A 16,142-nucleotide genomic window follows, 5' to 3' on the forward strand; every position below is an offset into this window, starting at 1 on the left:
GAGGCCGCATACATGTCAGCACCTGGCTACGCGAATTACCAGCCAAAGATTCTTCTTGCCCAAAGGGGGATGTCCATACATGTCGCAAATTCCTTTAAAGGCTGACGAGATCGCGCAGGCAGGTTGATTACCCTGCCAGTTGAGCAAACTGCAGAAACGGAGAGATTCCGGGCGTGAATTGACCTTCGCGGATCATGTTGACCAGTTCGATACCCGCCAGGGCAGATGCAGCTGATGAGAAAGACTTGAAACCCAGCATGGGCCTGACGGGCCAGTAGAGGATGTATATCGGCGGAATCTCATTTTTCTGGGTAGTTTCATCGTAACCTACCAACGAGATGTGTGGCTGCGGGCCTCGTAGATCAGACCGCTGCGACCTTGGCATTTCGCGATCCTTTCGTTTCCCAGGAAGCTGTTGATTTCGATTGGCTTAACTCGGCGCGGCAGGTCGAATGCCTCGCCTCATATACCCGAACCATTGGGTGAAGTCCGACTGGAGAATGACTGTAGCTGCGATCGCTATCACCATGCCAGGCCAGGTTGCCAACGGTGGCAGGGTGTTTCCCGCAAACAAACCGATCACAAGCACCAGAACCGGGTTGAGGAATGTGTATGACATCACACGGGTCGGGCCGATCCGGGTTGTACTCCACTGAAACAGGAAAAAAGTGACAATGGTGGTGGCTACCGACAAATAGGTGATGCCTGCCAAAGTGCGTATTGGGATTTCGGCCCAGGAAACACTACCAAGACGGGGCAGCGACACTAACAAAAGCCAGATCGATCCGGTGGCCAATATCCAGAAGGTCATCCGGGCCATGGGCTCGCCTTTGTGCAGAACCTTGACCAATGTGGTATAGCTGGCCAGCGCCATGGTGCCCGCAAGGAACAACAGATCGCCCGCGCCGATCTCAAGTGCCATCAATGCGGAGAGATCGCCCCGGAATATAACCCAAATCGCGCCAATCGTGCCGAGGGGAAGCGCAATTCTTGCGCTTCGCGTTATCCGTTCGCGCAACAGGACCGCGGCCATGCCAGCCGTAATCACGGGGCTTACCGAAAAGATGGCCGCCGTGTTCAGCGGTGTGGTCATTCTCAGGGATGCAAACATACACCAGAAAAACGTGACCAGCAGAAGGCTGAGCAGACTGTAGCGCAACAGGTCGCGCAGGCTGGGACGGACGATGCCGGAGCGCCATATCACCAGCGGAGCGAATAGCAGTGTCGCAAGGGCGAACCGCACAAAGGTCAGCACAACACTATCCAGACTGTCTGTGATTGCGGCAACCACCGGAAAGGACGTCGCGACCAGGAATGTGGCAACCAGCATCAGGCCGTGGACATGCGGATCGGCTCTGACTACTGCTGGTTTGACGGATGCGTTTGGGTCGCATGACATGGCAACCTCCTATTCTGCTGCGAGTGCGGTAAAGCCGGCGGGGTAGGGACCGGGGCAGGAGATCTGCTCAAGCGGATACCTGTTGCTCGGCACTTCACGCACACGAAGGTCATCCGGAAGGTGTTTGGCTTCCGCGGCGCGGCCGATTGTAATCCCCACCTCAAGTCGAAACCGGTCTGGCAGACCCAGAACTGCGGTCGCGTGTTCGAAATCGAGGCCCGCCATGGCATGGGCGGCATATTCGAGCGCGGTTGCTTGAAGCGCGATTTGCATCCAGGCGGATCCAGCATCGAAGCTGTTATATTTTGAGATCATCTTGGGCCGATCTTCTTCGGCGGGCATCACCTTGTCAGAGATCAGAAAGATCAGTGCCGAGGCCGATCCGGCCCATTGCCGGTTATCTGCGTCCAGCACCGACAGGAAATCCATCCAATGAGTGTCGGTGCGATGGGCATACAGAAACCGCCAGGGTTGGACATTGAATGCCGAGGGCGCCCAACGACCTGCTTCAAGGATGGTCAGAAGATCGGCATTGGGCATGGGTTTTGCTTCATATGCGCGTGGGGACCAGCGATCAAGAAAGAGTGGGTAAATGGGGTGGTCAGCGGTTCTGGCGGTCTGCATAGCGGGGCTCCTTTACCTTTGCGCCAACGTTTCGTCCGACTGTGGTTCCGTGGATGACGTCAGCGACACAACTTACTGCCTTAGGAGATACATTGGCGCAAACTGGTAGAGAATATGCTCATTGATGAATACTTAATTCACTGTTAGTTAATAATTATGGATCGCATAACCGCCCTTACCGTGTTTCGAACCGTGGTAGAGCTCGGCAGTTTCGCCGCGGCGTCCCGCAAGCTGAACTTGTCACCTGCTGCGATCAGCAAGAATGTAAGCGAGTTGGAAGGACATCTTTCCGCGCGTCTGATCAATCGCACAACTCGACGGATGAGCCTGACAGAGGCCGGAACGTTGTACTTCGACCGTGTTGCAAAATTGCTCGACGATTTGGAAGAGGCGGATGCGACGTTGCAGGCCATACAGGATATACCATCGGGCGTGTTGCGTGTGAGCGCTCCAGTTACGGTGACGCTGATCGGCCTGTCGGAAAAAATCCCGAAGTTTCTCAACCGATATCCCGATCTGACGCTGGACCTGAGGTTGGATGACCGGCGGGTCAACCTGGTTGAAGAAGGGTTTGATATTGCTCTGCGCGGGAGTGACGATCTTGAAGATTCGGGACTGATTGCGCGAAAGTTGATGATAATGGATCACGTCGTCTGCGCGGCACCATCTTATTTCGAACAGCACGGTCGTCCAATCCGGCCAGAGGATCTGGCGCAGCACAATTGCGTCCAGTTCACCTTGTCGAACCATGCCGTTCAATGGACTTTCATGCAGGGCAGGCGAACTGTCAAAGTCCCCGTTCACGGTCGCTACAAGGTGTCCTCCAGCCTAGCGGTCCGGGATGCTTTGCGTGCCGGGTTTGGGCTGAGTCTTGTCCCTCGTATTTATGTCGCTGAAGATCTGGCTACGGGACGGCTCCGTACGGCCCTGGATGACTGGACGCCGAACGAAACCGGACTCTACGCCGTTTATCCCTCCCGGCGCTACGTGATGTCGAAGGTCCGGGTGTTTCTCGATTTTCTCGTTGAAGAGCTTCAGGGAATAGATGCGCCCGCATCTGGCGCGTGAATGCGGCGACCCGCTGCGCTGTTAGTAGTGGACCGCGCTGCGTTGACGGAAGGAATTGTTCAGTAGGCATCATTGCGTCCTCACCATCGGAGCTAAATCGGGCGCATTCAGTCAGGGTATGTTCCGGCAATCGCGGAAGGTAGGCTCTGGCAGGGACGTGCATCCGGGCGGATAGCCTAAGCTTGCCGACAGCCTCATTTAATGGATCATCTGGGTGCGCGTTTCGGCATTCGATCATGCAACAAACGACCAAGAGAACTTGCAAAAGGGCCCTTATTAGAAGGTACTCCGGTCCCCAAGCATGACCACCCATGCCTGTTTAGTTCAGAGCCGTATAGACATTGGATGGAAAAAACCGACTAGAAATGCAAACCCAGAGAGACCTGCGAGCTTTTTGGTTGCCGGAACCAAAAGTCCGACTGCAATCGCAAACTCGAGCACGCCCGTGGCCAAGGACCAACGTGTTTGGCTTTCTTGTTCATGCAAGTTTCCTTGTCCATCTCGCAGACCCTTGAGATGCCTTTCATTCGGTTTTGAGCACTTCACCAACCAACTGATGCATGACTTCTTTGTAGATCACTTGATCACCACCATAGGCGATCTCAAGAGCGGCACGATCGAACGCCGCCGACAACAGATTGGTCAAAGCATCGATGTGTCTTGACGTATGCTCAGGAAGAGCTCGCGATAGTCCTTCACGAAGTTCTTCTGTGCCATTTGCTCGTGTCAATTCTGCAGCGGTGCCGTGTCCCAATACCGCCGGGGCCTCTTCCATAAGTAGACGTACCCGACCTGGGACCAACATCGCATCAAAAAAGGCATTCGATCCTGTCACCATGGCCTGTTCGGGATCGGCCACATTGCGCGTTTCCTGGTCAATGTGGTCCGAGATTGCTTTGGCCTCCTCTTCTGCCAGGGCGCGAAAGAGGTCAGCCTTGTCTTTGAAATGATGATACAAAGCACCGCGGGTTACGCCGGCCTTGCGCGCGATGTCGGGGGTTGCGGTTTCGGCAAATCCCAATTCCACAAATAACTCACGGGCAGCCTCCAACAGCCTGGCACGTGTTTCGGCGCGCCGGTCTGCCTGGCTGCGGCGGGCAGGTTTTTCTGGGGTCAAGATTAACGGCTCCGAATATCACATCAATTACCTTACATACATCTTGCATGTATTTGCAAATAGATGATACATACACACTGCATGTAAATGAAGGAGATCAAAAATGCGCGTCACTCAATATTACCCGGTCATTCAGTCTGAAACGGTTTCTGAGACTGCAGAGTTCTACAAACGTCACTTTGGTTTCCGCGCTGCGTTCGAGGCAGATTGGTATGTGCATCTTCAGAGTGAAGCGAATCCGTCAGTCAATCTTGCCGTTGTCCGGTCAGGTCACGAGACGATCCCGGAGGTTTCCCGCGGCGCATCCAGGGGCATAATCCTCAATTTTGAAGTCGAGGATGTCGACAAGGTGGACGCGCGACTTCGGTCGGAAGGAGTTCCGGTAGCTAAGTCACTTGTAAGCGAGCCGTTTGGCCAACGGCATGCGATTTATCGCGATCCCAACGGGGTGCTGATTGATGTCATCACCCAGATCCCACCCTCAGAGGAATTCCTGTCGCAATATGCAGCCGACGCGGTGCCGACCTGATCAAGGTTCCAAGGAAGCCAAATGGTCGGTTTGACGAAATTTGCGCGGCAACCCTGGGCCGCGCAAGCTGAGCTAGTTTTGGTGCATTCGGCTTTGGCGGGCACGCATGAGACTCAGGTAGTACCACAACTCGACTACTTTGCTTACTTGTAGAAAGGACTGAGTTTGCAAACATCAAGAAAGCAACCAAAGAAGGAACTGGCGGAAAAGGCAGCAAAGGTTCGCTGTGCAGACATTTAAGGAGTGCCTGCAAATGTCTGCCACGCGGACCGCCACCGCAGAACTTCAACGCCTCAGTCGAACGGCAGCTCTGGGTTACCACCCGCCTGCACCAGAAACCGTCGTCACGATGGACCAAAGTCCAGTCATGCACTTACAGTCAAACCGGACCACTTGGATGGGGCCGATCAGACTGACTTTTGTTTTGCCGGCATAGGAACCGTCCGCCTCATGACTATCGGAACGGTTCGCATAATCGTCTCACATCGACTTCTAAACGCCAAAGGAGAGCGGGTTAAATACTATTGTTTGGCGCGGGTTTGATGATTCAGATGCAAAGCTGCATCTTGTTTCAAGATCTACTTGGTGTCCCGCGCAACATCGGCCATCTTCTGTTCTCTCATACTGGCAACCAAATTGGTAATTGAATAGGAGCCCTATTTCGAAAGCTACGAGCGGAATTGCCGAGGTTTCCTCAATCGATCTGCGCTAATATCAGGGCCGTGTCAGCGACCAGAACCGCAGGGGCAGGGCAATCGCCGCCGCAACCAGACCCAGAGTATAACCGATCCAGATGCCGACGGCTCCGAGATCAAAGAGGAAACCCAGAACATAGCTGGCCGGCAAGGCAAGTGGCCAATAGGCTGTCAGGGTAATTATCGTCGGCAGGTTCATGTCCGACATTCCCCTTAGCGCACCCAGCGCAGTGCCCTGAACGCCATCCGCAACTTGCAGCAGTGCCACGATGAAAAACAACGTAACCGCGAGGTCAATGACGGCCGGGTCATCCGACATCGTTTCCGCCAGCATTCGGCCAGCAGTAATGAATACGATTGCGGCAACCGCCTGCCAGAGCGTGACCATCACAAAGGACGCCTTCAGGATTGGTCTTAGCCTTTCCCGACTGCCTGCGCCGACTGCAAGACCCACACGGATCGAGGCTGCACCCGCCATGCCAAGTGGGATCATATAGGCCAACCCCGCAAGCGCGTTGACGATCTGATGGGCAGCCAGCGCCTCGGCCCCCAACCAGCCCATCATCAGACCCACCACTGCGTAAGCACCGCCCTCACCTGCGTATCCAAGACAGAGCGGCAGGGCGTCTTTGGCCTGTGACCAGACATCCGCCCATGCAACGGTCACCCGCTGGCGAAAGGCGGCCAGCCCGGGCGCCCGTATCAACACATAAATCCCGGCAACCAGCGACGTACATTGTGAGAGTATGCTGGCCAGACCAGCGCCCAGAATTCCAAGATCAAGGATGTGAATGAAGGCATAGTTTGCGGGTACGTTGAACAGGACACCCAGATAAGACAGTGCAACGGCTGTCCAGGGCCGTCCAACGGCGTCGAACAGAGCTTTCAGACCGAAAAACAGTGTAAAGGGCACGATCCAGATCGCCATCGACATCCAGTATGGCAACAGGATCGCCAGAACCTCCTTCGGTTGCCCCAAAGGCCCCAGCAGCGGATAGAGTGCGATCATCACCAATACCGCGCCGCCGCCGCCCAGAAAGCACAGCAACAGCCCGCTGCGCAGCGCCAGAGCAACCCGCGCGGCATCGCGTGCGCCCTCGGCTTGGCTGATCTGGACGGAAATTGCGGTGATTACGCCCCAAAGAGCGGAGATAAGAATGATCAAAACGGCCGTGGTCACGCCTGCCGCCGCCAGCGGGACCGTGCCAAGCGGAGAAATCATCGCCGTATCTACGACACCGATCAAAAGTGCGGCGGCCAGCCCGACCATCAGCGGCACGGCAAGCCGGATCAACGGCGTGAATTCGGCGCGGGTGGACGCCTGCGGAATCAGGATTTGATCTGTCATGGGGTACCTGCCGGACAACGTCCGGCGAAAGAGTCGCGGTCAGGAGCTTTATGCTCGGAATGAAGAGGGGCTGCTCAGCCCTGCGACGGGAACACCATGAAATTGGTCCTTTTAGGGACAAGTTAACAGATAAGGTTCTAAGGGAATATTTGTTCGGCGTCCAGATCGCTTTAGCAGGGCTGTTTGCCGAACCCTGCCAAGGTCAGGAATGAGCGGAGTTCACCGGGACGTGGTGGGGCTCTGGTCAAACTATCATCTAATTGGCAGCCACGTGGGCAAGGTCACTCAGAAATTTGGCACTTTGTTCGTCGGCCGGAAAAAACAGTTCTATCTTCATATCGTCCAGCGTGACGTCCGTGACTGTGCTGAATTGCGCAATGGTTCCAAACAGGGAAAGCCGCTGACCACCAAAGCGGTAGATCGTAGAAATTGTCGGCCCGATCACCGCGTCACTGCGGGCGTGCCCCTGTTGCGACAACTTGCGCGCCGCGGCGTCCAGTGCGGGTATGCCGCCTGCGTTGGCGCTTTCAGCGCGCAGCCGCAACATCGTGTGATGCGCAACCTCGGGCCAGTTTTCGACAAGCTCAGGCATCAGCGGGCTGGTCAACAGGTCCAGCAGGCTTTGCCCCTCGCCGATCCCCAGTGGTTTGAACAGCCTTTGGGCACCGCTGTTGAGCATTACAACCGTCCAGAGCTGGTCCAACACCATTCCAGGGTATGGGGCATGTTGCTGCAGAGTCCATTCGACCGCATCCCGGATGGGCGACATCACCGCGTCGTCAATCGGCGTTGCCGCAAAACGCGGCGCGAACCCTTCGGCGCGCATCATCTGATTTCGGGTTTCGACCGGAAGGTTCATGACCTCGGATAGATGAAGGATCATGTCCTGGCTGGGCCGGGACCGCCCGGTTTCAAGAAATGAGATATGGCGCGCGCTGACCTCGGCTTCGACCGCAAGGTCCAGCTGGCTCATCCTGCGTCGCTTTCGCCACTCTTTCAGCATGCCCGGATAGGGTGTCATGACCTGAGTTTAGCAAGGGTCCGAACAGAATTCACTTACCTATGAGGTAATTGATTTGCGCCTGCCGAAAGTCGCATGAAAGACGTATATCGAAAGGAGACGATCATGACCCAACAACAGTCGGCGATGCGAATCTCAGGCGGTGTTCTTGTTGCGACCGGGGTGCTCTTTGCGCTAGCCGCGCTGCCTTTTTTGCACCTTTTCGCGCATATCTTCCTACAAATCGCGTATTGGCCAATTCACGACGTTGCCGCGGAACTGACGGTTCCTTCGCCCTTGCTGCTGGTCATCACCGGTGGTTTGACCGTTGGTCTGGGGGGCATGCAGTGGGCACTGGGAACCTATGTAGCCCCAGTATCGGCGGTGGCCGCGTCCAAGACCGCACAGATTGCGGCATGGTCCTGGTTCTGCGTCGACAGCTCAGGCTCCATTCTGGTTGGCGCGCCCTTCAATGTCGTACTCAACCTGTCATTTCTGGTCCTGATCCTGATATCCTGCCGCCCCCGGACGGCAAGAAAACACGCAACATCCTGATGCGAAGCGGCATCCATAGAGATTGTAAACAAGGACAGGCTATTCCAGAAACCCGTCAATGGACGAGGCGACGTCAACGGTGGGTTTCACATCGGACATGCTGGCGTTTTCAAAGGCGTTGCCGCCTTCAATACTCGGGTTGATCCGCTCATATACGGACAGGATTTCCTCTTCCAGTCTGGCCGGCTTTTCTTCGGACCAGCCGGCCTTTGTCTTTGCGATAGCAGAAATCAATGGATCCCGACCCTAGCAGTCAAGCACTGAACCCAAAGCTTCCGTCGCAAACCTTGCTCAATATGGTTCGCGAAGAACTGCTCATCTATTTCCCGGTTTGGATATCTTCCGGATTCACAGATAATGAGTGGATGAGAACGTATAGTTAACTGCCCGTTACCTCTTCACCCGGAACGAAAATTTTCAATTCCGTCTCAACAAATTTTTCGAAAGACAAATTCCAAGCCGATTGCGGCCACAACAAAGTCAGGAACTTTTGTTTGGGCCTGTAAACGGCGGTATAAAGCGTTCCGAACCCTGATTTGAACGCGGTGGAATAGAGCGGCGGGCGCAGGAAAGCGTCGATGAACCGCTTCTCGCTTTCCGGGTGCTGGTTCAGGCGGTTAAGCAGAAATCGCTCGCGTTCCACAGTGGCCGTAAAGCGCGCATGGGTCGACCATTCAACATGACCTTGGTGGTTCGTTGCCACCGGCAGGTCCGAGATTTGTGGATGCCGGTCCGGGGCAAGGTACACCGTACTGTGGTTATGCTTCGCATCCAGAACGGTGACGTTATAGCTCATGTGGCAGGGGATGCGGCACAGGCAGTCGACAGCTTGCGCAGTCGTCTCGCAGGTTTGCAGGACATAGCGCAGGATCAGCGGAACACCAAACCCGTCGCCCACCTCGCGCCGACCACCGAAGGTGAGCGAAATGGTTAGACCGGCATCGTTGATCCCGTCGAGCAAGCCCAGAACACCGTCGCTCATCCCTATGACACCGCGTCCGTCCCAGCGGGTTTTCAGCAGCGCTGCATCAAAGGTCTTTGGGTGATAGTCGTAGTTGCGTACCAGAAACGGCGTCTTGCCGCGCCAGATCGCCTGACTGCAGCCTGACAAATATTTTGGCGGGCAGTAGAAACTGAGAAACCGCGCCTGGCTGTCCCTTCCTCCCACAAGCTCGACGACCTCTTCATACATCGGTACGATCTCGGGCATGTGCTTTTGCAGCGCGCGCAAGCATTCGCGATAGGTAGGGCGAGCCGAATACCCCTCTTGCGCCCACCATTTGCGGTAGGCGGGCCAGTATTCGGCAAACAGCCCGGCCAGTTTGGGACCGGGCTGCGCCTCGTCGATCGAGCGAAAAACAAGTGCCATGGGGCTTTCTACATAATCTTGAACGCGGGGTCTTCCATCGGCTGTGCGGCGGGCAGCGGTTCTGCCGCGTAGGCCGAGGTTATGCCGTGAATCCACTTTTTCGACTTGTCCGTCAACTTGAACCCTTTGGTCATCGATCTCCCGCGCGTCACAAGGATGCCCAGATCAGCGCCTTCATAGCGGTAGTCGCCCACGTTGGAGATACGTAGAAAAAACGCCTCGTTCTCACCAACGGCACGGCGGTGATAGTCGAAGCGGTCGAATACAACATGGCCATCTTCCAGCATCTTGTAGATTCCCGATTGCGGGGCCTGCGTGATGCGATCCACGCTGTCATCGGTGTGTTTGATTACCATCTGCGACCAGCTATCGATCATGTCCGGGTCAGCCCAGCGGGCGTTCAGTTCTTCTACATCCAGCTCGAATGGTTTCTTCGAGAATTCCAGCAGGTGGAACAGGAACAGCGGTGCGTCGGCATGAGCAAAGGCCGCATGGTTGGTCATTGAGCTGGCGCCGGTGATGCGCGGGTTCAGCTCGCCCAACCAAAGTTCATCGGTTTTCTTGTCGATCAGGAAATCGAGTTCGAAATATCCGCGATAGCCGGATTTGCGCAGCTCTTCCCCGAACTGGAAGGTCAGCTGTCGCGCCTGTTCGCGTGCCTTGGGCGGGAACGCGGTCGAGAAGATCTCATTCCCGCACCAGCCACCGCGATAGGGGGTGAGCTCCTTGAAGCCCACAAGCTCGGTCATCAGTGGGCCAACGATGGTACCCTCCGAGGTCGCACAAGCCTCGATCGCTGCGCCGCGACAGTCGATCCGCTTCATGATCTTGATCTCGCCTTCGCCGACGATCTCGTCTTTGTGCTTATTGAAATCGGCCTCGGACTTGATGAAGAACGTCGTGTGGCCGCTGTCGCCAAAGGCGGATTGCAGCACCAGATCGTTCCCCAGGCCGGCCTTGTCGCAGACCTTTTTCAGGTGGTCATAGCTATTGACCACGCTTAGCGTATTGGGCACGGATGGTACACCTGCCTTGTTACCGATGCGAACGGTTTCGATTTTGTTGTCGCATTTGGTGCGCAGCTTGGCCTTGGGGAACCACAGCTGACCGCCCAGCTCCTTGACCAGCTTCTCGGTCGTCTCATCGAACATCAGGAAGACGAATTTCGGCTTGCCACCACGCCGTTTGACTAGATCGATGACCTCTTTGTGCTGCAGCAGATAGTTGTTGATGTCTTCGATGGACTGAAACTCATCATGCGGCATTTCAGAAGGCACAAACACGTTCGGATGTCGCCCGTCAAAGCAATCCATGTAGCAGATATAGGTGAAGTTCATCACCCATTCATCCAGCCCCAAAAGGTTGAAATTGGTCGCCGACACGAAATAGATCGGGTCCTTGTTGGTGTGGAAATACCGACGGATTTCCGAGATGTTCTTCAGTACCTTTTTTGGCATATTTGTTGTCCTCCCTGACCCTTTAGGGGTTCTTTACTGATTTCAAAGCGTCTTCGGTAAAAATGCGCAGGCCCAAATCGGCGCGAAAACCGTGGATTTCCGAAACATCCAGTTCCTGCATGAATTTCAGAATTTCGGGACTGATCACCTGTCCTGGTACCAAAATGGGAAAGCCCGGCGGGTAGGGGATCACGAAGGTGGCCGAAACCATCTCTTCCCCGGCTTCAAGCCGTTCCAACATCTCCTTGTCGGGCTCGACGTAGTCGCAATTGTCTTCGTCATAGGACAGGAAAAACGCCGTGCGAATGTCACCGGCTTCGGTACCTTCTTCACAGCGGAATGCGTCGTGGAACCGACTGAAATCGGGCAGAGGCGGGACGTGTTCGCTCAGATTCCTAACGCGCTTGTCAAAGGCCAGTTTTTCCATTTTCGAGGCGTCGTCCATCAGATCGTCCAGTTCCTTGGCGATCTCGACCAGCACCTCGATCAGATAGGCGACTGAGCTTCGCGTGGTGCCGATATTGGTCATGAACAGCACTGTATTGCGCGAGGTCTTGTTGATCTGGATGCCGTATTTATCCATCAGGATTTTGGTTTTGAACGTATCGCCATCCCAGCCGGTCGCGCCCACATGCAGCGTGATACGGGTGGCATCCAGAACAAACTCATCCTTGGCCCAGCAATCCCAGACATCGGCCCAGCCCTGATCGGGGTCGAAATAGCTGGTCATGCCACTTTCGCGATATTGCTCGGGGATCATGTCGCCCGCTGTGACCAGCTTGAAGTACTTTCTGAGCAGTGGATGCGTTGTCACCGCCCGGCGAATTGCCATCGCGCTTTCGACCTGCCGCTGGACGAATTCATAGCCTTCGATCTCAACCTGCCTGCGGCCTACATCCAGTGAGGCAATGATCTGGTAATTGGGCGAGGTTGAGGTGTGGGTCATATAGGCCTCGTGAAACGCTTCTTCGACAGCACCTTTGAACTGCTGGTCGTTGACGTGGATCATCGAGCCCTGACGCAAGGATGTCAGTGTCTTATGTGTTGATTGCGTCGCATAGACCCGAACCCGTGCATCGGGAGGCGCAATCAGGCGTGTGTTCAGCCATACCTCATCGTCAGCGCCTTCAAGAGCTGCCTGCTGAGCCTCATAAGCCTCGGCTTGTTCTGTCGTACGGAATTGTTCGCGCAGAATTTTGGCCGACCGCATTGCGGTACGTACACGCGAGTTTGGTGCAAATCTAGCATAGGCGAACCAGGCCTCATCCCACAGGAATACAAGGTCCTTCTTGATCGCCAGACATTCCTGCATCACCCGCTGCACGTTGTAGACGATGCCATCGAAGGTGCAATTGGTCAGCAAGACCATCCGTACCCTGTCAAGCTTTCCTGCCGCGCGTAGGGCCAGCAGCTTATGCTTGATCTCTCGGATCGGTACCGCGCCATACATTGAGTAATCGTGCAGCGGATAGCTGTCCATATAGACTACGCTTGCCCCGGCCAGTACCATGCCGTAGTGGTGCGATTTGTGGCAATCGCGGTCGATCAGCACGATGTCTCCGGGCCGGACCAGCGCCTGCACCACGATCTTGTTGCAGGTTGAGGTGCCGTTGGTGGCAAAAAACGTCTGTTTAGACCCGAATGCGCGGGCGGCGGCTTCCTGCGCCTCTTTGATCGGGCCCTTCGGCTCGAGCAGCGAGTCCAGCCCACCAGATGTGGCCGAAGTTTCCGCCATGAAGATATTTGATCCGTAGAACGCCCCCATGTCCTGAATCCAATGGCTGCGACTGATCGATTTGCCGCGGCTGATCGGCATGGCGTGGAACACGCCTGTGGGCTGTTTGGAGTATTCCTTGAGCGCTGTGAAGAACGGCGTCTTATAGCGCCGCTGCACCCCGCGCAGGATGTTCAGATGCAGTTCCAGAAAGTCTTCCTGATTGTAAAATACGCGTCGGCACAGGCCGAGATCGAGACCGGCGATATCTTCCGCCGAACGATCGGTGATCAGATACGCATCCAGTTCCGGACGCAGCATGCCGATCCGGCGGCAGGTTTCTGGCCCGTATTCCGAGGGTGACAGCGCATCAAGATCGGAACCCTCGCCATAGAGGCTGATATAGCGGCCGAGAACATTGGTTTCGTTCTTGGACTTCAGGCTTAACCCCGGGCGGACGATGACCGCCTGCACATTCTGGTTAAACAGAACCCCGATCAGGGCGTCCTCGACACTGGGAACGACAACAGTTTCATAGATGAACGGATCTTCGCTGCGGCGCATCCGTTGCAGGCTGGTTTGCAGGAATCGTTCTTGATGCTCATTGACATTGTCGACGATCATCACCTCGAAATAAGGCCGGCCTAGCGCGCGGGCCTCATGGCTCTGGGTGGACTCGTCCTCGAACTCATCAACTTCGGTCTCATCCGCGATCAGCGGGATCGAGCGGCGACGATACGCGCCTGAGGTCAGCGCACGCGACACCCGGCGCACGGCGGTTGAGAAATCACCGAAATTGCCATGGTCCAGCAACCGGCGCAGATAGTCGAAGGCAGAACCGCCAGGAAAAGCGAAATACACTTCGATCGGGGCCAGCGCCTGCAACAATTGCCGCGCCCGGTCCCGATCTTTTTCGCTGCCGCCCTGGTCCAGTGACTCGGCCGTTTCCCGTAGCGCGCTCCATCGGTCTGCCCTCAACTGCGAGGCGCTGTAGTAGTCCGAGATGCTGTGGAGCTTTTCGCTATCGGAAATGCCGTGCATGAAACTTTTCCTTTCTGCGGATACCAAAAAGCTGGGTCGGTATCAGTCTGTGCCAGAGCGCCCTTTGTAGAGAAACAGATTGTCGGGCTTGGTCGCGGCGTCTTCGCTGTATCCCAGCGCCGTTCTGGGGTCGGATGCGGCGACACCTGCAACGTCGCCTTTTTGCGGAATACGCAGTGGGCCCAGCGTATGCAGGTAAGCATCCGCCCCGCTGGTACGGTCATAAACCGGGAAGTCAGCCTCGCGGTCGCGGAAGCTTTTGAGAACCTGCCCTAATCCCTTCAGTCCGACTTCGCGCTGGCGGCGGACCTGATCGAGATCGATCTCGATGGGGAAGATATCTTCTTGCCCTGCGGACTGGTGCAACACAGTGGCCGAAGGATCAACGACCAGCGAGCGGCCCACGCCCCCAGCAGCCAGCCCGTTCACGTCGAATACATAGCATTGGAACTGCGCAGCGGTTGCCTTGGCAATCGACAGCTCGGCCTCGCGGTCGGTGGTGCCGGTCAGAACCGGGTGCAGCAGAACCTCGACCCCCTGGCTGGTCAGGTGGCGGGTGGTTTCGGGGAACCAGATGTCATAGCAGATCGATAGGCCAAACCGGCCCACATCCGGCACATCAAAGATGCAGAAATCCGTGCCAGAGGCGATGTTCTGCTCATAAGGCTTGAACGGGAACATCTTGGAATATTTCGAGACGATCTCACCATCCGGGTTGATCACCACCGAGGTGTTGAAAATCCGCCCGTCTTCGTGCTTTTCGAACATCGAGCCGGGGATAAGCCAGATCCCATAACGCCGAGCCGCATCCTGAAAACGCGACAGGTCATTATTGGGAAAGGGCTGAGCAAACCGGTCGAGCGGACCATGAGGCGCCAGTTCGCTGAACAGCGCCATCTGGGTCCAGGGGAACCGGGCCATCATGATGTCGATCCGATGCAGCATCGCGTCGACATTCGACTGCAACGCACCGACATGCATCTGGATTCCGGTTATCGCAAAAGGGGTCATTTCGTTTTTCTTCTCTTTTTCTTGCCGATTGCGATCGCCGTTGTGATCCGGCGTTCTTCATCGGAGCATAAAACTGTGGGGTCGCGCAAGCCTGCTGTCCACAGGCTGTGGTTTTCAGAGGACACTGCCTTCATACTGCCTCTTCCTCGGTGGTATCTTCTGCCTGCGGTTCCACAAAATCGATGTCATTTCGAACCCAGAAGAAACGGAACCCGCAACTGCGCAACCATTTCTCCAGCCGATCAAGGCTGGACCATTCCCGCCGCAACCCACGGGTGGATTCGACCAGTGCCCATTGGCCGTCGACCAGAAAATAAACTGTCCAAGTGTTAGGGTGCGCTGACTGATTGGCAAAACCGCCACTGACGACTTCGCGCGCAGTGCGAACGGCAACGGGATAGTCACCAATGCGATTCTCAGCAGCGAGAATCCCCAGATCATTTTGACGGATCGTAAAAGTTGGCAGCGGAGCGTCGCTCATGCGCGGCGCTCCTTGTGATCCGCCAAATATTCAAAAATGTCGATCATGCAGCTTCAGTTTGCTCTGAATTCAAAAGCGCTCTGCGTCGCTCACTGATATCAGCAGGCTTGAGGTTTTCGAGACGCGTTGCCAACGTCCAGACATGTCCGAACGGATCGGAGATCGTGGCACAGCGTTCGCCCCAATAGGTATCGTTCGCCTTTGCAATCAGGCTGGCACCGTTCTCGAGTGCGGTCGCGAGCGTGGCGTCGGTATCTTCAACATACATGTGATGCCCAACCGGCGTGACCGTGCCCGGTGCAGTTGGACCATGAGCGCCCCAACCTGCCGTGACGAATAGCATCGAGGTGCCGATCTTGATGGCTGCAAAGCCCGGCGCCTCATCCGCGTCAAATGCCTGAATCTTTGCGTCAAACGCGCATTCATAAAATTGCACTGCGGCGGTAACGTCGGCAACTGCAAGAGATGCAGTGCAGGTTCGGTAACCTCGTGGCAGAGTGGCAGGCTTCTTTTTCATTCCGGTAATCTCCGAATTGAGCAGAGTCGCTCGTTGAACATGCAGGAATATCCCGCACTATGCGCCATACTGTGGGATATACCACTCAATATTGCAACACTATGATGCATAGTGCTTCGAATTGAAGGTTCTGATGGAATGGACATCCCCTGATCTCTCATCTGGTAGGTTTTGGAGATGGAAACCATCAGGAGGTTAGCAAAATGGCGGATTTGGA

General features: G+C 55.7%; 16 protein-coding genes and 1 pseudogene. 3 read left to right on the forward strand and 14 right to left on the reverse strand.

The genetic code is table 11. The features are described 5' to 3' along the window. Positions 1-127: 127 nt before the first annotated feature. The 3 genes and pseudogenes from ACR1XY_RS23100 to ACR1XY_RS23110 all read right to left on the reverse strand — a co-directional run. Positions 128-268: pseudogene (locus ACR1XY_RS23100) on the reverse strand (IS6 family transposase); the annotation flags it as partial. Between the two features lie 162 nt (positions 269-430). After that, positions 431-1,399, reverse strand: coding sequence for a DMT family transporter (locus ACR1XY_RS23105; RefSeq protein ID WP_480596935.1), 969 nt, complete (start codon positions 1,397-1,399; stop codon positions 431-433). Between the two features lie 9 nt (positions 1,400-1,408). Then, a complete protein-coding gene (locus ACR1XY_RS23110; RefSeq protein ID WP_480596938.1) occupies positions 1,409-2,023 on the reverse strand; it encodes a nitroreductase family protein in 615 nt (204 codons plus the stop codon). A 156-nt stretch (positions 2,024-2,179) separates the two neighbouring features. Between ACR1XY_RS23110 and ACR1XY_RS23115 the strand changes: the two genes are divergently transcribed. After that, complete coding sequence (locus ACR1XY_RS23115; RefSeq protein ID WP_480596941.1) at positions 2,180-3,091, forward strand: LysR family transcriptional regulator; 912 nt, start codon at positions 2,180-2,182, stop codon at positions 3,089-3,091. 523 nt (positions 3,092-3,614) lie between these two features. Here the strand turns inward: ACR1XY_RS23115 and ACR1XY_RS23120 are convergent. After that, positions 3,615-4,208 (reverse strand): TetR/AcrR family transcriptional regulator, encoded by a 594-nt coding sequence (locus ACR1XY_RS23120; protein ID WP_480596943.1) that lies wholly within the window; start codon positions 4,206-4,208, stop codon positions 3,615-3,617. A gap of 103 nt (positions 4,209-4,311) precedes the next feature. Here ACR1XY_RS23120 and ACR1XY_RS23125 point away from each other — a divergent pair, with 103 nt between their 5' ends. Beyond that, positions 4,312-4,737 (forward strand): VOC family protein, encoded by a 426-nt coding sequence (locus tag ACR1XY_RS23125; RefSeq protein WP_480596945.1) that lies wholly within the window; start codon positions 4,312-4,314, stop codon positions 4,735-4,737. A 714-nt stretch (positions 4,738-5,451) separates the two neighbouring features. On the opposite strand, the gene ACR1XY_RS23130 is transcribed toward ACR1XY_RS23125, so the two are convergent. Continuing rightward, positions 5,452-6,780, reverse strand: a complete 1,329-nt coding sequence (locus ACR1XY_RS23130; RefSeq protein ID WP_480596947.1) for an MATE family efflux transporter — start codon at positions 6,778-6,780, stop codon at positions 5,452-5,454. A gap of 256 nt (positions 6,781-7,036) precedes the next feature. After that, positions 7,037-7,801, reverse strand: a complete 765-nt coding sequence (locus ACR1XY_RS23135; protein ID WP_480596949.1) for a helix-turn-helix transcriptional regulator — start codon at positions 7,799-7,801, stop codon at positions 7,037-7,039. 105 nt (positions 7,802-7,906) lie between these two features. Here ACR1XY_RS23135 and ACR1XY_RS23140 point away from each other — a divergent pair, with 105 nt between their 5' ends. After that, the gene (locus ACR1XY_RS23140) at positions 7,907-8,335 is read left to right on the forward strand and encodes a hypothetical protein (protein WP_480596951.1); all 429 of its coding nucleotides are present in this window, start codon (positions 7,907-7,909) and stop codon (positions 8,333-8,335) included. Between the two features lie 39 nt (positions 8,336-8,374). On the opposite strand, the gene ACR1XY_RS23145 is transcribed toward ACR1XY_RS23140, so the two are convergent. From ACR1XY_RS23145 to ACR1XY_RS23180, 8 genes are all read right to left on the reverse strand, one after another. Further along, positions 8,375-8,569, reverse strand: coding sequence for a hypothetical protein (locus tag ACR1XY_RS23145; protein WP_480596953.1), 195 nt, complete (start codon positions 8,567-8,569; stop codon positions 8,375-8,377). Between the two features lie 145 nt (positions 8,570-8,714). Next, entirely contained in the window at positions 8,715-9,704 is a 990-nt protein-coding gene (locus tag ACR1XY_RS23150; RefSeq protein ID WP_480596955.1) for a C45 family autoproteolytic acyltransferase/hydolase, read from the reverse strand. 8 nt (positions 9,705-9,712) lie between these two features. Next, positions 9,713-11,161, reverse strand: coding sequence for a biotin carboxylase (locus tag ACR1XY_RS23155; protein ID WP_480596957.1), 1,449 nt, complete (start codon positions 11,159-11,161; stop codon positions 9,713-9,715). A 22-nt stretch (positions 11,162-11,183) separates the two neighbouring features. Next, positions 11,184-13,916, reverse strand: a complete 2,733-nt coding sequence (locus tag ACR1XY_RS23160) for an aminotransferase class I/II-fold pyridoxal phosphate-dependent enzyme (protein WP_480596959.1) — start codon at positions 13,914-13,916, stop codon at positions 11,184-11,186. Positions 13,917-13,958: 42 nt separating this feature from the next. Then, positions 13,959-14,927, reverse strand: coding sequence for a carbon-nitrogen hydrolase family protein (locus tag ACR1XY_RS23165; protein WP_480596961.1), 969 nt, complete (start codon positions 14,925-14,927; stop codon positions 13,959-13,961). Continuing rightward, positions 14,924-15,061 carry a hypothetical protein gene (locus tag ACR1XY_RS23170; protein ID WP_480596963.1) on the reverse strand — a complete coding sequence of 46 codons (138 nt, stop codon included), beginning with the start codon at positions 15,059-15,061 and terminating at the stop codon, positions 14,924-14,926. Before ACR1XY_RS23170 ends, ACR1XY_RS23165 begins: the two co-directional genes overlap by 4 nt. Continuing rightward, complete coding sequence (locus ACR1XY_RS23175) at positions 15,058-15,408, reverse strand: hypothetical protein (protein ID WP_480596965.1); 351 nt, start codon at positions 15,406-15,408, stop codon at positions 15,058-15,060. The genes ACR1XY_RS23170 and ACR1XY_RS23175 overlap by 4 nt, the downstream gene beginning before the upstream one ends. A 43-nt stretch (positions 15,409-15,451) precedes the next feature. Further along, positions 15,452-15,925 carry a VOC family protein gene (locus tag ACR1XY_RS23180; RefSeq protein ID WP_480596967.1) on the reverse strand — a complete coding sequence of 158 codons (474 nt, stop codon included), beginning with the start codon at positions 15,923-15,925 and terminating at the stop codon, positions 15,452-15,454. Positions 15,926-16,142: the final 217 nt, after the last annotated feature.

It is taken from the genome of Ruegeria sp. AD11(2025) (assembly GCF_056542405.1).